Genomic DNA, 15,864 nt, shown 5'->3' with positions numbered 1-15,864 from the left:
CTTTATGTTGTATCCTTCGATAGATTCCTTGTTAAAGCAAATTGATTCTAAGTATACGCTTGTAACATTATCAGCCAGAAGGGCAAGAGATTTGCTTGAAATGGACGAAATGACCCCGTTAGTAGAAGATTATGAATCTTCAAAATACGTGGGTATTGCTTTGGAAGAAATTAAGCATGGAGAACTTGGCTTAAAAAAAGAATGATTAAAACTTAGACTAATAACAACCTATCCACTCATAGGTTGTTATTTTTTTCAGCCAGGAAGTATACGAGAAAAGAGGAGGAGCCCATGATCAAAGGAAAGAATATAGTTTTGGCTGTGACAGGGGGAGTCGCAGCTTTTAAAGCGGCAGCGCTTGCCAGCAAGCTGTCTCAGGCTGGTGCAGACGTACGAGTAATGATGACAGAAGGGGCAAAGGAATTTATTAAGCCTCTTACATTTCAAGCCTTAACGCGTCATAGAGTCTATGATGATACCTTTGCGGAGGAAGAACCGGAAAAAGTAGCCCATATAGATATAGCAGACTGGGCGGATATTTTTCTGATTGCTCCGGCGACTGCTAATGTGATCGGCAAGATTGCAAATGGCATTGCCGATGACATGGTTACCACCTCAGCGCTTGCGACGAAAGCGAAAGTGTTTATTGCTCCGGCAATGAACGTTAATATGTACGAGCATTCTGCAGTCCAGCGAAACATGGAAAGGCTGCACAATGATGGATATACTTTTATCGAGCCAGGCGAAGGATATTTGGCGTGCGGATGGATTGGCAAAGGAAGAATGGCTGAGCCGGAGGGGATCGTCTCTTTCCTGGAGGAGTCTGGTTCTCAAAAGGGGAATGAAAAAATCCTTCAGGGAAAACATGTGTTAATTACAGCGGGGCCCACTCATGAATCCATTGACCCCGTCAGAGTGTTTACAAACCACTCCACTGGAAAAATGGGATATGCCCTCGCAGAGGAAGCAGTGGAAATGGGGGCTGAGGTTACACTTATTTCCGGTCCGGTTCAATTGAAAACTCCCCGGGGAGCGTCACGAATTGATGTCACTACCGCTGAAGAGATGTATGATGCAGTGATGGAACACTTTGACAAGGCTGATGTAGTTGTGAAAACTGCAGCCGTGGCTGACTACACCCCGGTAGAAACGTCTAACCAAAAGGTTAAAAAGCAGCCAGGTAATTTAGTAATTGAAATGAAAAGAACCAAGGATATATTGGCGGAGCTTGGAAAACAAAAGACAAATCAGTTTTTAGTAGGTTTTGCAGCGGAATCAGAGCATGTCGAGGATTATGGAAGAATGAAGCTGGAAAATAAAAACCTTGATATGGTTGTCGCTAATAATATTACTTCGGACAATGCTGGCTTTGGACATGATACAAATATCGTTTCTCTTATCAGTAAGCATGAGGACCAAATAAAAAGGCTGCCACTTCTTTCAAAACGAGAAGTAGCCTCGGAAATCCTTCAGACAGCTGTGCGGTTCATGGGAGGGGGAAGGCAGTGATGTTTGCTCAAATTGTGGTTGATGTACCAGCCGGCCAAACAGACAGACTGTTTGACTACAAAGTGCCTGAGAGTCTCCAAGGTGCTGTGTCCCCGGGTATGAGAGTTGTGGTTCCTTTTGGTCCACGAAAACTTCAAGGGTTTATTATTCGATTAACAGAGAACACAACTGTCAAAAGAGTAAGAAACATTGATGAACTGCTTGATGTCACTCCTGTTTTGACTCCAGAATTACTGGAGCTTGGATCATGGCTTTCCGAGGAGACGATCTGCTACCAGATCACAGCCTATCAGTCGATGATTCCGGCAGCAATGAGGGCAAAAGCGAAAAAAGTCCTGTATCTTCAAGAAGATATTGTACACTTCCCTGTTTTCATTCAAACTCTTTTTGGCAAACGAAGTTCAATTGAATGGAACAAAGTTCCTATGGATAAAGACCTTCTTTCCCTAATTAGAAAGGAAGTCCGGGATGGGAGGATACTTCTTGAATATGAAGTGAAAGATCAAGCAAGGAAGCAGTCTTATAAAACGATTCAAGTAACTCCCGAAAAAAGCCGTGAAGAGCTTGAGGACATGGCGGGGAATCGCGCAAAAAAACAACTGGAAGCCCTCCGCTGGCTTTTAGAACATTATCCTGAAACCCCTGTCCCTCTCAAACAAGTGGAAACTGAAGGAGGATTTACACGTGCTGTCCTGCAAGCTCTTGTTGAAAAGGGGTGTGTTGTGGAAAAAACGATTGAACAATACAGAGACCCTTTTAAAGATAAAGAGTTTCAAAAAACCGTTCCTTTATCCTTAACGAATGACCAGGCTGAAGTTTTGCATCCTGTCAGAGAGGCAGTGGGGACGAAAACTCATGAAACATTTCTTCTTCGCGGGGTGACAGGCAGCGGAAAAACAGAAGTGTACCTCCAGGCAATTCAAAAAGTTATCGAAGAGGGGAAAGAAGCGATTGTCCTCGTGCCCGAAATTTCTCTTACCCCCCAAATGGTTAATCGCTTTAAAAGTCGATTTGGCAGCCAGGTAGCCGTCCTTCATAGCGCGTTATCCATAGGGGAAAAATATGATGAGTGGAGAAAAATTCAACGCAAGGAAGTAAAAGTGGCAGTAGGGGCACGTTCAGCTGTATTTGCCCCTTTTGAGAAGCTGGGGTTAATCATAATAGATGAAGAGCATGAAGGAAGCTATAAGCAGGAAGATCATCCCCGCTATCACGCAAAAGATGTGGCGATTTGGAGAGGGAGATACCACAAGTGTCCCGTTTTGCTAGGAAGTGCTACGCCCTCGTTAGAATCTTTTGCCAGGGCTCAAAAAGGGGTCTATCGTCTTCTTGAGTTAAATAATAGAGTAAATAATTTTCCAATGCCTGAAGTAGAATTGGTCGATATGCGGGAAGAACTAAAGAACGGAAACCGCTCTGTCTTTTCTAACATTCTGCTGGAAAAGTTAGAGGATCGTTTGCAAAAAGGAGAACAAGTCGTCCTTTTTTTAAACCGAAGAGGGTATTCGACCTTTGTAATGTGCAGAAGCTGCGGATTTGTTACAGAATGTCCTCACTGTGAAATATCCCTTACATATCATCATGTAAATAAGCAGCTGAAATGTCATTACTGCGGTCATGAAGAGTCTATGGTTAATAAGTGTCCTTCCTGTGACAGCGAGCATATACGCTTTTTTGGAACAGGCACGCAAAAGGTGGAGGAAGAATTGACCCGCTTGCTGCCAACCGCCAGAGTGATCCGCATGGACGTGGATACAACCTCGAAAAAAGGCGCCCATGAAAAGCTGCTCACCAAGTTTGGCAGCGGGCAGGCGGATATTCTTCTTGGCACGCAAATGATCGCAAAAGGACTGGACTTCCCTAATATCACTCTCGCAGGTGTACTGGCAGCTGATACACTCCTAAACCTGCCTGATTTCCGTGCGCCAGAACGGACGTTTCAGCTTTTAACACAAGTAAGCGGTAGAGCAGGCAGAGATAAATTAAAGGGTGAAGTGGTCATCCAGACATATAATCCCGAACATTACAGCATTGTTCATGCCAAGAAACATGATTTCCTTTCTTTTAGCCGGCAGGAAATGACGCAGAGGAAAGTGGGAGGGTATCCTCCGTATTTCTTTTTAGCTCTTATAACTGTGTCCCACGAAGATTTATCCCAGGTCATCACCACTTCAGAAAAAATAGCCTCCCATTTAAGGGAACGGTTGTCGATCCAGACAAAAGTACTCGGCCCGACTGTCTCACCCATTGCACGCCTGAAAGATAGATATCGTTACCAATGCATGATAAAATATAGAAATGAGCCAGAACTAACCAAAACATTAAGAGAAATAGCTGATCATTTTCAAAGTGAAATGGCCAAAGATAAGCTGTTTATTTCAATAGATATGAACCCGCATATGTTTATGTAGCCAGGGTAAAGGGATACCCCTTCGCCAGCGTGTACACCTTTGAAGAAGCAGCAAGGACATGGGGGCAATCCTATTTTCGTTAAACCATCAATCGCCTGCAGAGACTTGGCTTTTAGCCAAGTTTTCTCATGTAATTACACGACTAGTTTCAGGAGGAAAGACAAACAATGAAAATTTTGTTCATGGGCACACCGGACTTCTCCGTTCCTGTTCTGCAGAGAATTCTGCAGGAAGGCCACGAAGTTGTCGGTGTAGTGACTCAGCCAGACAGACCGAAAGGGAGAAAAAAAACGCTCACACCTCCCCCTGTAAAAGTAGAAGCAGAAAAACACGATCTCCCTGTTTTTCAGCCAGAGAAAATAAGGGAAAAAGACCAGCTTTCGCCGATCCTGGAAACAAACCCAGAGATCGTGGTAACTGCTGCCTACGGACAGCTCCTTCCTAATGAGCTCCTGGATGCTCCTTCGTATGGATGCATTAATGTACATGCTTCACTATTGCCAAAATACCGGGGGGGAGCCCCGATTCATCAAGCCATTATAGATGGGGAAAAAGAATCAGGCATTTCCATTATGTATATGGTTGAAAAGCTAGACGCCGGAGACGTCCTATCTCAGGTACGGGTGCCCATAGACGAGAAAGACACGGTAGGCACTCTCCATGATAAGCTTAGTGAAGCTGGAGCTGACCTGTTGTCTGACACGTTAATAAAAATTAAAGAGGGCACAATACAGGCTGTACCTCAAAATGAAAACGAAGTGACCTTTGCTTCGAATATACAGCGTGGGCAGGAACTCCTGGATTGGAACAAAACGGGAGAGGAGCTTTACAATCAAATTAGAGGGATGAACCCTTGGCCGGTTGCTTATACGGTTTATAATGAGAAACCAGTTAAAATATGGTGGGCTGAAAAGACAGCTTCTCCAAAAAAGGGAAAACCTGGAGAAGTATTATCAATAGAAGAGAATGGAATCATAGTAGGTACAGGGGATGACACAGCGATAAAGATTAAAGAGCTGCAGCCATCCGGTAAAAAAAGGTTAAAGGCTTCCGATTATTTGCGTGGAGCCGGTGCCGCTTTAAAAGAAGGAGATCGATTCGGAGATGACCAAGGCTGACAAAAACGTAAGAGAGGTAGCTCTTGATCTGCTGATGCGTATTGAAAAAGAAGGGGCGTATAGTAATCTTGCCTTAAACCAAGCATTAAAAGAGAAAAGTGTTCCGGGAAAAGACACTGCTTTGTTAACTGAATTAGTATATGGAACGTTAAAACGCAGAGCAACTCTTGATTTTTATTTATCTCCTTTCATAAAAAAAGGAACCAATTCACTTGATCTATGGGTGCTGAGTCTTTTAAGGCTGTCTCTATACCAAATGGTTTATCTAGAAAGAATCCCCGAGAGAGCTATCATTCATGAAGCAGTAAATATAGCAAAAAAAAGAGGACACAGGGGAATTGCCGGAATGGTAAACGGTGTGCTTCGCAGCATTCAGCGAAAAGGACTGCCAGACCCTTCCTCCATCGATAACCCAAGGGAAAGAATAAGTATAGAAACAAGCCATCCTGAATGGCTGTTATCCTTGTGGGAGAAGGCCTACGGCAGAGAAGAAGCTGAGGCCATGGCAAGAAAGAATCTTGAGCCTGCCCCAGTGACTGTCCGGGTAAATGTGCTTAAAACGAACAAAATGGAGCTCATGAAAAGGCTTGAGGAAGAAGGGTGCCAGGTCCGAGAGGGAAGATTATCAGAAGATGCGGTTGAAATTATTTCGGGGAAGGTAATGATGACAGAGACTTTTCAGGAGGGCTGGTGCACTATACAGGATGAAAGCTCCATGCTGGTCGCTAGAGCGCTAGCTCCAGAAAAAGGAATGAAAGTCCTGGACGCATGTGCCGCTCCCGGGGGAAAGACAACCCATGCAGCAGAAAGAATGGGGGACAGCGGCAGCATTACGGCTCTGGATCTTCATGAGAAAAAAATAAACTTAATCAATCAGCAGGTACAAAGACTTGGAATTACTTCTGTCCAAAGTGAAGCGCTGGATGCCAGAAAGTTAACTGAAAAGTTTCCTGAGGACAGTTTTGACAGAGTTCTTGTTGATGCTCCTTGCAGCGGCCTGGGAGTGATTCGAAGAAAGCCTGAGCTAAAATGGGAGAAATCCCCTGAAGATATTCAGCGTCTACCGGAGGTTCAAAAAGCGATTCTTCAAGAGGCTGGGAAAGTACTCAAGCCGGGAGGACGTCTGGTATACAGCACCTGTACTGTAGAAGCAAATGAAAACGAACAGGTGATAAAAGAGTTTTTGGAAGCCAATCCGGCTTTTAAGTTTGATGAAACGCTAATTGAGCGTCTCCCAGAACGTATGAAAAACAACCCGGCAGCAGGCGGAGGACAGATTACAATACTGCCTCACCACTACGGGACCGATGGGTTTTATATATGCAGTCTTACGAAAAAGGATGAAGAAAGGAAGTGAAAGAGTGGAACAATTAAAAAAAGAGGTCGGAGTGGAAACAAAAACGAAACCTTCGATCTTCTCTATGGAGTTTCATCAATTGCAGGCATGGCTGAAGGAAGAGGGGGAGCCTGCTTTCCGGGCAACGCAGATCTTTGAATGGCTGTATCAAAAAAGAGTTACCTCTTTTTCTGAAATGACAAACCTCTCCAAAGGAATACGAGAAAAGCTGGAAAATGCTTTTTCCTTAACAACGCTTAAAGAAATAATGAAACAGGAATCTTCTGACGGAACGGTTAAGCTTCTCTTTGAACTTCATGACGGTTATTCTATCGAAACAGTGGTCATGAGGCATGAATATGGAAACAGTGTCTGTGTGACGACACAGGTCGGGTGCCGGTTAGGGTGTACCTTCTGTGCCTCCACCCTTGGAGGGCTTAAGCGCAACCTGGAAGCTGGAGAGATTGTTGCTCAAGTTCTTGATGCTCAAAGAGCAATGGATGAAAAAGGGGAGAGGGTAAGTTCAGTTGTTGTTATGGGTATTGGTGAACCATTTGATAACTACAAAGAACTAATCTCTTTCTTGAAGACAATTAACCATGATAAAGGACTGAATATCGGAGCTCGCCATATTACCGTTTCTACAAGCGGAATGGTACCTCGAATCTATGATTTTGCAGACGAGCAAATGCAAATTAATTTTGCTATTTCTCTTCATGCTCCAAACACCGAAATCAGAAGCCGTTTAATGCCGATAAACCGGGCTTGGCCTTTAGAAAAGCTGATGGAATCGATTCAATATTACATTAAAAAGACAAACCGCCGCGTTACATTTGAATATGGGTTGTTTGGCGGCGTAAACGATCAAGTGGAACATGCGGAAGAGTTAGCGGAGTTAATAAAAGATGTAAAGTGCCATGTCAATTTAATTCCGGTCAATTATGTTCCTGAGAGGGACTATGTAAGAACCAGCCGGGAGGACATCTTTGCTTTTGAGAAGACCCTCAAAGAAAGAGGAGTAAACGTTACAATAAGAAGAGAACAAGGGCATGATATTGATGCAGCTTGTGGTCAGCTTCGAGCAAAGGAGCGGGAGAAGGAAACGAGGTGAGGAGAAATGGACTGGTTGTTTAAAACTGACGTAGGACGAGTCCGCGACCATAACGAAGACAGCGGGGGAGTATATGTAAACAGTCATGCTGATTCTGTGCTGGGAGTGGTTGCAGATGGAATGGGCGGCCATAAATCAGGGGACGTGGCAAGTGCCATTGCTTGTAAGGTACTCGAAGACGAGTGGCTTGCAGCCTCCTCTTCCTTTACAGAAAGTGAGGCTGTTACCTGGCTGAGCAGTACCATAACCCGAGTTAATGAAGAAATATTTAAGAAATCAAAAGAGGATATGAGCTGTTACGGCATGGGAACTACTGTGGTGGCGGCTATATGTACAGAGGAATATGTCGCTGTAGGCCACGTGGGAGACAGCCGTGCCTATTTAATAACAGATGATTCCATCCATTTGAAGACAGATGATCATTCTCTTGTTAACGAGTTGGTAAAAAACGGCCAGATTAGTGAGGAAGAGGCAGAGAATCACCCGAGAAAAAATGTATTGCTCCGCGCTTTAGGTACAGAAGCAGGGATTACCGTGGAGGTCTCTTCTTTTTCATGGAGACAGGGAGAATTGGTCTTCCTGTGCTCTGACGGCTTAAGTAACAAAGTGTCTGACGCCGATTTGCTGCGCATGATGACCAAAGAAGGGTCTCTTTCTGATAAAGGAGAGAGACTTGTACATATGGCAAATGAGCGCGGCGGAGAGGACAACATTACGATTGCAGCCATTACTCATCCTTCCTCTCCAAGGGGGAGCTGAGCATGGCCGGGTTAATTGGGAAAAGAATAAGCGAACGCTATCAAATTCATGCCCTTATTGGCGGCGGCGGCATGGCTCATGTCTACAAAGCAACGGACATGATTCTTGAGCGGGAAGTAGCAGTTAAAGTACTTCAGCCTCAATTTGTAAATGATGAGGAGTTCATCCGGCGCTTTCACCGTGAGGCACAGGCAGCTACGAGTCTTTTTCATCCGAATATTGTGGATATATACGATGTAGGCGAAGAAGAAGACTTATATTATATTGTGATGGAGTATATAGACGGCTCCACACTCAAAGAATATATCCAGCAGCAAGGCCCCTTGCCTGTAAACAAAGTGATTAATATTATGTCGTCTGTGTTATCAGCTATAGTACATGCCCATGCCAATCAGATTATCCACCGTGACATAAAGCCACACAACATACTTATTGATAAACATGGAGAGGCAAAAGTAACTGACTTTGGCATTGCGCGGGCTGCTTCGGCAGCAACCATCACACATACAAATTCTGTCTTAGGCTCTGTTCACTATTTGTCTCCTGAACAAGCAAGAGGAGGAACAGTGACAGCCAAGTCTGACATATATTCGCTGGGGATCGTTCTGTTTGAGATGGTTACAGGAGAGGTTCCTTTTAATGGTGAATCAGCTGTTTCCATTGCCATTAAACAGCTGCAGGAGCCGCTGCCATTTGCAAAAGAACTGCGGCCCGACCTGCCCCAGAGTATTGAAAATGTGATCATTCAGGCAACTTTGAAGGATCCCTTTCATCGTTATGGGTCAGTCCAGGATATGAACGAAGATCTTTCAACGGCCCTGTGGCCTGAGCGCCAAAGTGAATCCCGTTATATACCTCCTTCTGACGATGAAGAAGCAACAAAGGCAGTGCCGGTGATAAAAGATACAGCTGAAAATATGGGAGAAACAAAAGTAGCAGGGGCAGAAAAAGGTCCTGCCCCTTCCGCTGCAGCGTCCAGCCCTCCACCTGCAGCACCTAAAGGGAAGAAGAAGAAAAAATGGGTGCTTCCCATTGTTTTATTTTTTGTCATCCTTGCCGGTTCTTTTGCGACTGCGTTCACCGTGATCCCCGGCTGGCTTATGGTCCAGGATGTCGATGTCCCAAATCTTGAGGGGCTTACTCTGGAAGAAGCAGAAGAAGAACTGGAGGAAGCAGGGCTTACTGGAAATGTGGAGAGAGTGTATGATGAAGAGGTGGAAGAAGGTTTTGTCATTAGACAGCGGCCTCAGGCAGGATCTACCGTGAAGGTGGAAAGCCAGATAAATGTTTTTGTCAGTCAAGGAAGAGAAATGATTGAGATGCCTGATGTTACAGGTCTTGATCGTGAGGAAGCCGAAACTCTTCTCGAAGATTTTGAAAGTGTGGAATTTTCTTCTGTGGAAACAACAGATACCCCGCTTAACGTTATTGTAGAACAGGACCCTGTTGCAGGAGAGGAATTAATAGCCGATGAAACAAATGTTCAACTTACCTACAGTGTGCCGGCTGAAGTTTCCATTCCTAACCTAAGAGGGGAAACAATGGAGACAATCAACAATTATTTAGAGTCAGAAGGACTTGCTGGCCGTTTCGAAGAGGAGCATTCTGACTTATATGACGAGGGGCGTGTGATTGACCATAATCCAGGTCCATATGAAAGAATACAAGTCGGTGATGAAATCCTTTTTATTATGTCTCTTGGGCCTGAAGAAGAACAAGAAGAAGCAATTGATGAAGACGAACAGGAAGAATCACGCGAAGAAGAGACAGTGAACGAAGAAGACGCAGAAGATAGTGAGGAAAATGAGGCAACCGAAGAAGTAGAAGCAGTGATCCCTATTGAAATGTCAGAGGAAGAGATGGAAGAAGGGTTGACCTTTGACGTAAGGCTTACGTATGAAGATGCCACCACAAGTGAGCCCGCTGTCTTTGTTGAAGAAACAATTTCAGAAAGCAGAACCTACCAACTACCTTTAATAGTTACTCCTGAAGAAGAGGGAAGCTATACATTATATATAGACGATGAAGAAATTCAATCAAACTCATTTACTTATGGTGATTAATAAAGGAGGAGTTATGGCGGAAGGCAGGATTATAAAAGCGCTCAGCGGGTTTTATTATGTGAGCGGTCCGGAAGGTACAGTCCAATGTAAAGGCCGCGGGGTCTTTAGAAATAGAAAAATAAAGCCCCTTGTAGGAGACCAGGTTGTCTACAAAGCCGATAACGACAAAGAGGGAACGGTTACCGAGGTTAAGAAGAGGAAAAATGAATTAATCAGGCCTCCTATAGCAAATGTAGATCAGGCACTTTTGGTTTTTTCAGCGGTTGAGCCTGCTTTTTCCCCTCTGCTGCTCGACAGGTTTTTAGTGCATGTGGAAGAAAGTGATATTGATCCTTTAATCGTTGTGACCAAAGAAGATTTGGCCAGTGAGGAAGTGATGAAAGAGGTTGCCCGTTATAAAGCAATTTATCAAAAACTTGGCTATCCCTTTTACGTTGTTTCCAATATGTCAAACAAGGGTCTAGAGGAAGCGGCTTTGCATTTCAAAGATAGAATCACTGTGATAGCAGGCCAATCGGGGGTAGGTAAATCCTCCTTCCTTAATGCATTGGTCCCAGAGCTTAACCTTGAAACAGGAGCCATTTCCACCCATCTAGGGAGGGGTAAGCATACAACCCGCCATGTGGAATTGATCTCCCTTTATGAGGGGCTGGTCGCAGATACACCTGGCTTTAGCTCCCTCGATTTTCAGGAAATGGATGAAAGCGAGCTGAGCCTTTATTTTCCCGAAATGAGAGAACGCCTTCCAGATTGTAAATTCCGTGGCTGTACTCATCGCAAGGAACCTGGCTGTGCCGTAAAAGAAGCATTGGAACAAGGGGAAATCAGTGAATCAAGATATAATCATTACTTGCAGTTTTATCAAGAATTAAGCGAACAACAACGGAGGTACTAATCAATGACGAAAATTTCTCCATCCATTTTATCAGCAGATTTTGCATCTTTAAAAGAAGACATAATTGAGGTGGATAAAGGGGGGGCAGACTACATTCATATTGATGTAATGGATGGTCATTTTGTTCCAAACATTACGATAGGTCCAATGATTGTGGAAGCTGTCCGCCCGCACACTGATCTTCCTTTAGACGTCCATCTTATGATTGCCGACCCTGATAAATATGTAGATGACTTTGTAAAAGCAGGAGCAGATATTTTATCTGTCCATGCGGAAGCGTGCACTCACCTTCACAGAACCATTCATGCGATAAAAGAAAAAGGAGTGAAGGCAGGAGTCGTACTGAACCCTGCCACACCAGTAGAAGTCATTAAACATGTGATTGAGGACGTAGATCTCGTTCTCTTAATGACAGTGAACCCAGGGTTTGGAGGCCAGTCTTTTATTCACAGTGTCCTCCCGAAAATCAGAGAGGTTAGAAAAATGACAGAGCAGGTGGATCGTTCTGTTGAGATTGAAGTAGACGGTGGAGTAAATAAAGAGACTGCCAGGCTTTGCCGAGAAGCAGGAGCGAACGTATTAGTAGCCGGTTCTGCTATTTATAAAGAGGAAGATCGTAAAGCTGCCATCACAGCTATTCGAGGATAGAGACAAAGAAAAGAAGCAGCAAAGTTATGAAAGAGGGTGTATCAAGAGCGAGACTTTTGGTACACCCTCTTATTATTTGTCTCCTTAAAATCACTTCAATAAAGAGTTGAGTTCACGGTATTCTTTGCAAATCGAAAGCTTTCGCTTCCTGTAAAAGGCTTATCCTTTGCAAGGGAAATAGGGTTTAAAAAGTATTGGGGTCAAGGGTTTGAAGAGCTTATGCCTTCTCGTCTGTCGGAAAAAAAGATGTACTTTTTCAAGGGGGCTGAATATACATATAAAAGAATCTCTCTTGAGGACTTATTCTCATCTTTATGATGACGGCCATTCAGGTTCAGAGGAGGAGTGACTAATAATGAAGTTTTACACAATTAAATTGCCAAAGTTTTTGGGCGGAGTAGTGAAGGCCGTACTCAATTCATTAAAAAAGGGGTAAAGGAGTAAGAGAGAAAAGAAGCATTCACTCTTTTAAATCCATGTAAAAAAGCACCTGCGAAAATGAGGTGCTTTTTTACATGAGAGCAGAACGCTCTCCTTCATTCATGTTTCATCCATTGCGTTTATCCTGTAAACGAGAAAGCTTGCAATACAAGCTTGTTTTCATTAAACGCGAGTTACTTTGCCGGATTTCAAAGCGCGAGCAGAAACGTAAACACGCTTAGGTTTACCATCAACCAAAATGCGTACTTTTTGAACGTTAGCTCCCCAACGACGCTTTGTGGCATTGTTTGCATGAGAACGGTTGTGACCAGATTTTGGTCCCTTGCCCGTCACGTAGCATTTACGAGCCATGACGTGCACCTCCTTGTACTTACCACTGTCTAACAATCATACTTGATTATCTTAGCACATGGATGACTTCTATGCAATAAGGAAGATTTCTTTTTTCAAGGAAATATACTTGACAGCCATTTATTTGGAAAACCCCTTGGCAGCAGGAATTTTCTTTTAAAAAATGGTGGAGTATAGTAAAATAGCCGTAGCTGAAAAACTGAGACTGCTTTAGGAGGATGGATATGACTATTGAAATGAATTCACAGCTAGGTTCTATAGACGTTTCCAAAGAGGTAGTGGCAACAATTGCAGGAGGTGCTGCTATTGATTGTTACGGTATCGTTGGTATGGCATCTCAAAAACAGTTAAAAGATGGGTTCTCAGACCTCATCAAGAAGGAGAATTTCTCCCGTGGGGTAGTGATTCGAGAGGATGAAGAGGATATCCATATAGACATGTATATTATTGTCAGCTATGGAACGAAAATTTCTGAGGTAGCCTATAATGTACAAACTAAAGTGAAGTACCAGCTTGAACAAATGCTTGGATTAACTGTTGACTCTGTAAATGTTTACGTTCAAGGAGTCCGGGTAACTAATCCCTAGCAGGAGAACGTAAGGAGGAACTGTTGTGACAGCAAGATCAATAGACGGAAAGAAGCTTGGAGAGATGTTTATCCACGGTGCTTCTTTATTAGGACAAAACGTTAAAGAAGTTGACGCACTTAACGTTTTTCCTGTTCCAGATGGAGACACTGGCACTAATATGAACTTAACGATTACTTCCGGCGTAAAGGAGGTAAAGCAGTCTCCCGGGGAAGCCGCCAGCGAAGTTGCAAAGGCATTTTCCAAAGGCTTGTTAATGGGAGCAAGAGGAAACTCCGGGGTGATACTATCCCAGCTTTTCCGTGGCTTTGCTAAAGGTTTGGAGGGCCAGCAGGAAGTAGATGGCCCTGTGCTGGCAAAGGCGTTTGAAACCGGTGTTGAAACAGCATATAAAGCTGTGATGAAGCCTGTAGAAGGAACTATTCTTACTGTGGCAAAAGATGCAGCAAGATCCGCAAAGAAATCTGCAAAGAAAAAACAATCTGTCCATGATGTGCTTGAAGATGTGATTAAGGAAGCCAATGCTTCTTTACAGCGTACCCCTGAACTTCTTCCTGTGTTAAAGGAAGTAGGAGTGGTTGATTCAGGTGGACAGGGATTAGTCTATATTTATGAAGGAATGCTCGCCAATTTGGAAGGAAAATCAGTTCCAGCGGAAAGAGTGAACCAACCTGCTATGGACGAGCTTGTTAAAGTCGAACATCATCAGAGTGCTCAATCTCATATGAACACGGAAGATATTGAGTTTGGGTATTGTACAGAAGTCATGGTGAGATTTGAAGAAGAGAAATTAGAGCAGCATCCGTTTGATGAGACAGCTTTCAGGGAAGAGTTAAGCCGTCATGGTGATTCTCTGCTTGTAGTAAGCGACGAGGATTTAGTAAAAGTACATATTCATGCAGAACACCCTGGAGAAGTGCTTTCTTTAGCTCAGCAGCATGGTTCATTGGTAAACATTAAGATTGAAAACATGAGAGAGCAGCATACAACCCTTCTTCATGAACATGAAGAAGCTCACTCTTCTATGGAAGAAGGAAAGAAAGCGGACCCGTCTCAAGAGACAGAAACTGCGGAATATGGGATTGTCACGGTTTCAATGGGCGAAGGTATTGCAAACCTTTTCAAAGGATTGGGAGCTGATGTCGTGATCCCTGGAGGGCAGACGATGAATCCCAGTACAGAAGATATCGTAAAAGCCATTGAGCAAACAAATGCTGAAAACATTTTCGTCCTTCCCAATAACGGAAATATTGTCATGGCTGCAGAGCAGGCTGCTGAAGTCAGCGAAAAAAATGTAATTTGTATACCGACCAAATCAGTACCTCAGGGATTAAGTTCCTTGTTTGTATTTAACAGCGAGCTTTCACCGGAAGAAAATAAGGAAGCAATGACAGAGGCGCTTGGTGAAGTGACTACTGGACAGGTTACGTATGCAGTGAGGGACACGACAATTGATGGGAAAGAAATCAGCGAAGGAGATTTTATGGGGATCGCTGAAAAGAAAATCGTCTCATCTGGCTCTTCTCTTGCAGAGGTAACAAAGTCTTTATTAAAGGAAATTATTGATGAGGACGCAGAGATTGTGACATTGATTCAAGGTGAAGGTGCCGATGAGGAAATAACAGTACAACTCACGACGTTCATCGAAGCAAATTATGATGAAGTGGAAGTAGAAGTCCATAATGGGGAGCAGCCGCTTTATTCTTATATCATTGCAGTAGAATAAGCCCCATCAAAACAGGTACAGAAAGGGGTCCTTTATGTCACAAATACAAATTGTAACCGATAGTACTGCAGACATACCCGAGCACATGACGAAAGAGCTTGGTATTACCGTGATTCCATTAAAGGTTACGTTTGACCAGAAAGAAACCTATCGTGACGGAGAAAATTTATCTCCTGAACAGTTTTATGAGAAGCTGCCGCAGTATGAATCTGTGCCCACAACTTCTCAGCCGACACCTTATGAGTTTGAAACCGTTTTTGAACGTCTGAGAGAAAGAAATGGAGAGGAGACAAAGGTCTTTTCTATTCACCTTTCTTCCCAGATGAGCGGGACTTATCAGGCTGCGACCATTGCAGCAGGTGAAGTTGCCGAAAAGATAGAAGTGGAAGTAGTAGATTCGAAAAAAGCTTCTTATTCCCTCGGGATCATTGTAGTCATGCTGGCTCAGTATGCAAAGGAAGGCCACAGTTTCGAGGAGTGTAAAAAGAAGCTGGGGGAGCTTCTTGAAGATACGAACGTTTATTTCATGGTGGATACTCTTCAATATCTTCAAAAAAACGGCCGTATTGGAAAAGCTTCTGCCTTAATCGGCTCATTGCTTAAAATGAAGCCGATCTTAAGTGTGAATGAAGAAGGACAAGTATACCCCTATGATAAAGCCAGAGGAAAAAAGAAAGCTGTAGCGAAGATCCTTTCAGCCATAGAAGAAGGGTATAAGAATACCCCTGTCCATATCGGAATCTCTCATGCGGTAGCTGAAGATACAGCAAAAGAAATTGCTGTGCAAATTCAGGAAAAATTCGACGTGAAAAGTGAAGTCATTACAAAAATTGGAGCCGTCATTGGTTCTCACGTCGGTCCGGGCACTGTATCTATAGCTGTAACAAAGGCTGAATAATATGCATATTC

At 43.7% G+C, this 15,864-nt stretch carries 15 protein-coding genes; 14 read left to right on the top strand and 1 reads right to left on the bottom strand.

Features of this window, described 5'->3' with window-relative positions:
* Window positions 1–4: 4 nt before the first annotated feature.
* The 11 genes from rpoZ (at window position 5) to spoVM (ending at window position 12,286) form a co-directional block, all read left to right on the top strand.
* Complete coding sequence (gene rpoZ / locus CEF17_RS09950) at window positions 5–205, top strand: DNA-directed RNA polymerase subunit omega (protein WP_054635276.1); 201 nt, start codon at window positions 5–7, stop codon at window positions 203–205.
* 86 nt (window positions 206–291) lie between these two features.
* Complete coding sequence (gene coaBC / locus CEF17_RS09945; RefSeq protein WP_100399393.1) at window positions 292–1,509, top strand: bifunctional phosphopantothenoylcysteine decarboxylase/phosphopantothenate--cysteine ligase CoaBC; 1,218 nt, start codon at window positions 292–294, stop codon at window positions 1,507–1,509.
* A complete protein-coding gene (priA, locus tag CEF17_RS09940; protein ID WP_442857452.1) occupies window positions 1,509–3,920 on the top strand; it encodes a primosomal protein N' in 2,412 nt (803 codons plus the stop codon). The genes coaBC and priA overlap by 1 nt, the downstream gene beginning before the upstream one ends.
* 167 nt (window positions 3,921–4,087) lie before the next feature.
* Window positions 4,088–5,038, top strand: coding sequence for a methionyl-tRNA formyltransferase (gene fmt / locus CEF17_RS09935; RefSeq protein ID WP_100399391.1), 951 nt, complete (start codon window positions 4,088–4,090; stop codon window positions 5,036–5,038).
* On the top strand, window positions 5,025–6,395 hold the full coding sequence (gene rsmB, locus CEF17_RS09930) for a 16S rRNA (cytosine(967)-C(5))-methyltransferase RsmB (protein WP_100399390.1): 1,371 nt from the start codon (window positions 5,025–5,027) through the stop codon (window positions 6,393–6,395). Before fmt ends, rsmB begins: the two co-directional genes overlap by 14 nt.
* Window positions 6,396–6,399: 4 nt before the next feature.
* On the top strand, window positions 6,400–7,485 hold the full coding sequence (rlmN, locus tag CEF17_RS09925) for a dual-specificity RNA methyltransferase RlmN (RefSeq protein ID WP_100399389.1): 1,086 nt from the start codon (window positions 6,400–6,402) through the stop codon (window positions 7,483–7,485).
* A gap of 6 nt (window positions 7,486–7,491) precedes the next feature.
* Window positions 7,492–8,244 (top strand): Stp1/IreP family PP2C-type Ser/Thr phosphatase, encoded by a 753-nt coding sequence (locus tag CEF17_RS09920; RefSeq protein WP_100399388.1) that lies wholly within the window; start codon window positions 7,492–7,494, stop codon window positions 8,242–8,244.
* Between the two features lie 2 nt (window positions 8,245–8,246).
* Complete coding sequence (gene pknB, locus CEF17_RS09915) at window positions 8,247–10,307, top strand: Stk1 family PASTA domain-containing Ser/Thr kinase (RefSeq protein ID WP_100399387.1); 2,061 nt, start codon at window positions 8,247–8,249, stop codon at window positions 10,305–10,307.
* A 13-nt stretch (window positions 10,308–10,320) separates the two neighbouring features.
* Window positions 10,321–11,202, top strand: coding sequence for a ribosome small subunit-dependent GTPase A (rsgA, locus tag CEF17_RS09910; protein WP_100399386.1), 882 nt, complete (start codon window positions 10,321–10,323; stop codon window positions 11,200–11,202).
* Between the two features lie 3 nt (window positions 11,203–11,205).
* Window positions 11,206–11,850, top strand: coding sequence for a ribulose-phosphate 3-epimerase (gene rpe / locus CEF17_RS09905; protein WP_100399385.1), 645 nt, complete (start codon window positions 11,206–11,208; stop codon window positions 11,848–11,850).
* Between the two features lie 355 nt (window positions 11,851–12,205).
* Window positions 12,206–12,286, top strand: coding sequence for a stage V sporulation protein SpoVM (spoVM, locus tag CEF17_RS09900; protein WP_054635282.1), 81 nt, complete (start codon window positions 12,206–12,208; stop codon window positions 12,284–12,286).
* Window positions 12,287–12,453: 167 nt separating this feature from the next.
* Here spoVM and rpmB read toward each other — a convergent pair whose 3' ends face one another.
* Window positions 12,454–12,642 carry a 50S ribosomal protein L28 gene (rpmB, locus tag CEF17_RS09895; protein WP_054635283.1) on the bottom strand — a complete coding sequence of 63 codons (189 nt, stop codon included), beginning with the start codon at window positions 12,640–12,642 and terminating at the stop codon, window positions 12,454–12,456.
* A gap of 224 nt (window positions 12,643–12,866) precedes the next feature.
* Here rpmB and CEF17_RS09890 point away from each other — a divergent pair, with 224 nt between their 5' ends.
* The 3 genes from CEF17_RS09890 to CEF17_RS09880 are packed head-to-tail and all read left to right on the top strand — an operon-like array spanning window position 12,867 to window position 15,853.
* Window positions 12,867–13,229, top strand: coding sequence for an Asp23/Gls24 family envelope stress response protein (locus tag CEF17_RS09890; RefSeq protein ID WP_054635284.1), 363 nt, complete (start codon window positions 12,867–12,869; stop codon window positions 13,227–13,229).
* Between the two features lie 25 nt (window positions 13,230–13,254).
* Entirely contained in the window at window positions 13,255–14,955 is a 1,701-nt protein-coding gene (locus tag CEF17_RS09885; RefSeq protein ID WP_100399384.1) for a DAK2 domain-containing protein, read from the top strand.
* A gap of 34 nt (window positions 14,956–14,989) precedes the next feature.
* A complete protein-coding gene (locus CEF17_RS09880) occupies window positions 14,990–15,853 on the top strand; it encodes a DegV family protein (RefSeq protein WP_100399383.1) in 864 nt (287 codons plus the stop codon).
* The last annotated feature ends 11 nt before the right edge of the window (window positions 15,854–15,864 follow it).

The organism is Bacillus sp. FJAT-44742 (genome assembly GCF_002797315.1).
Classification (GTDB): Bacteria; Bacillota; Bacilli; order Bacillales; family Marinococcaceae; genus Thalassorhabdus; species Thalassorhabdus alkalitolerans.
Note: the sequence above shows the minus strand (reverse complement) of the source record. Positions and strands in the feature narration are given on the sequence as shown.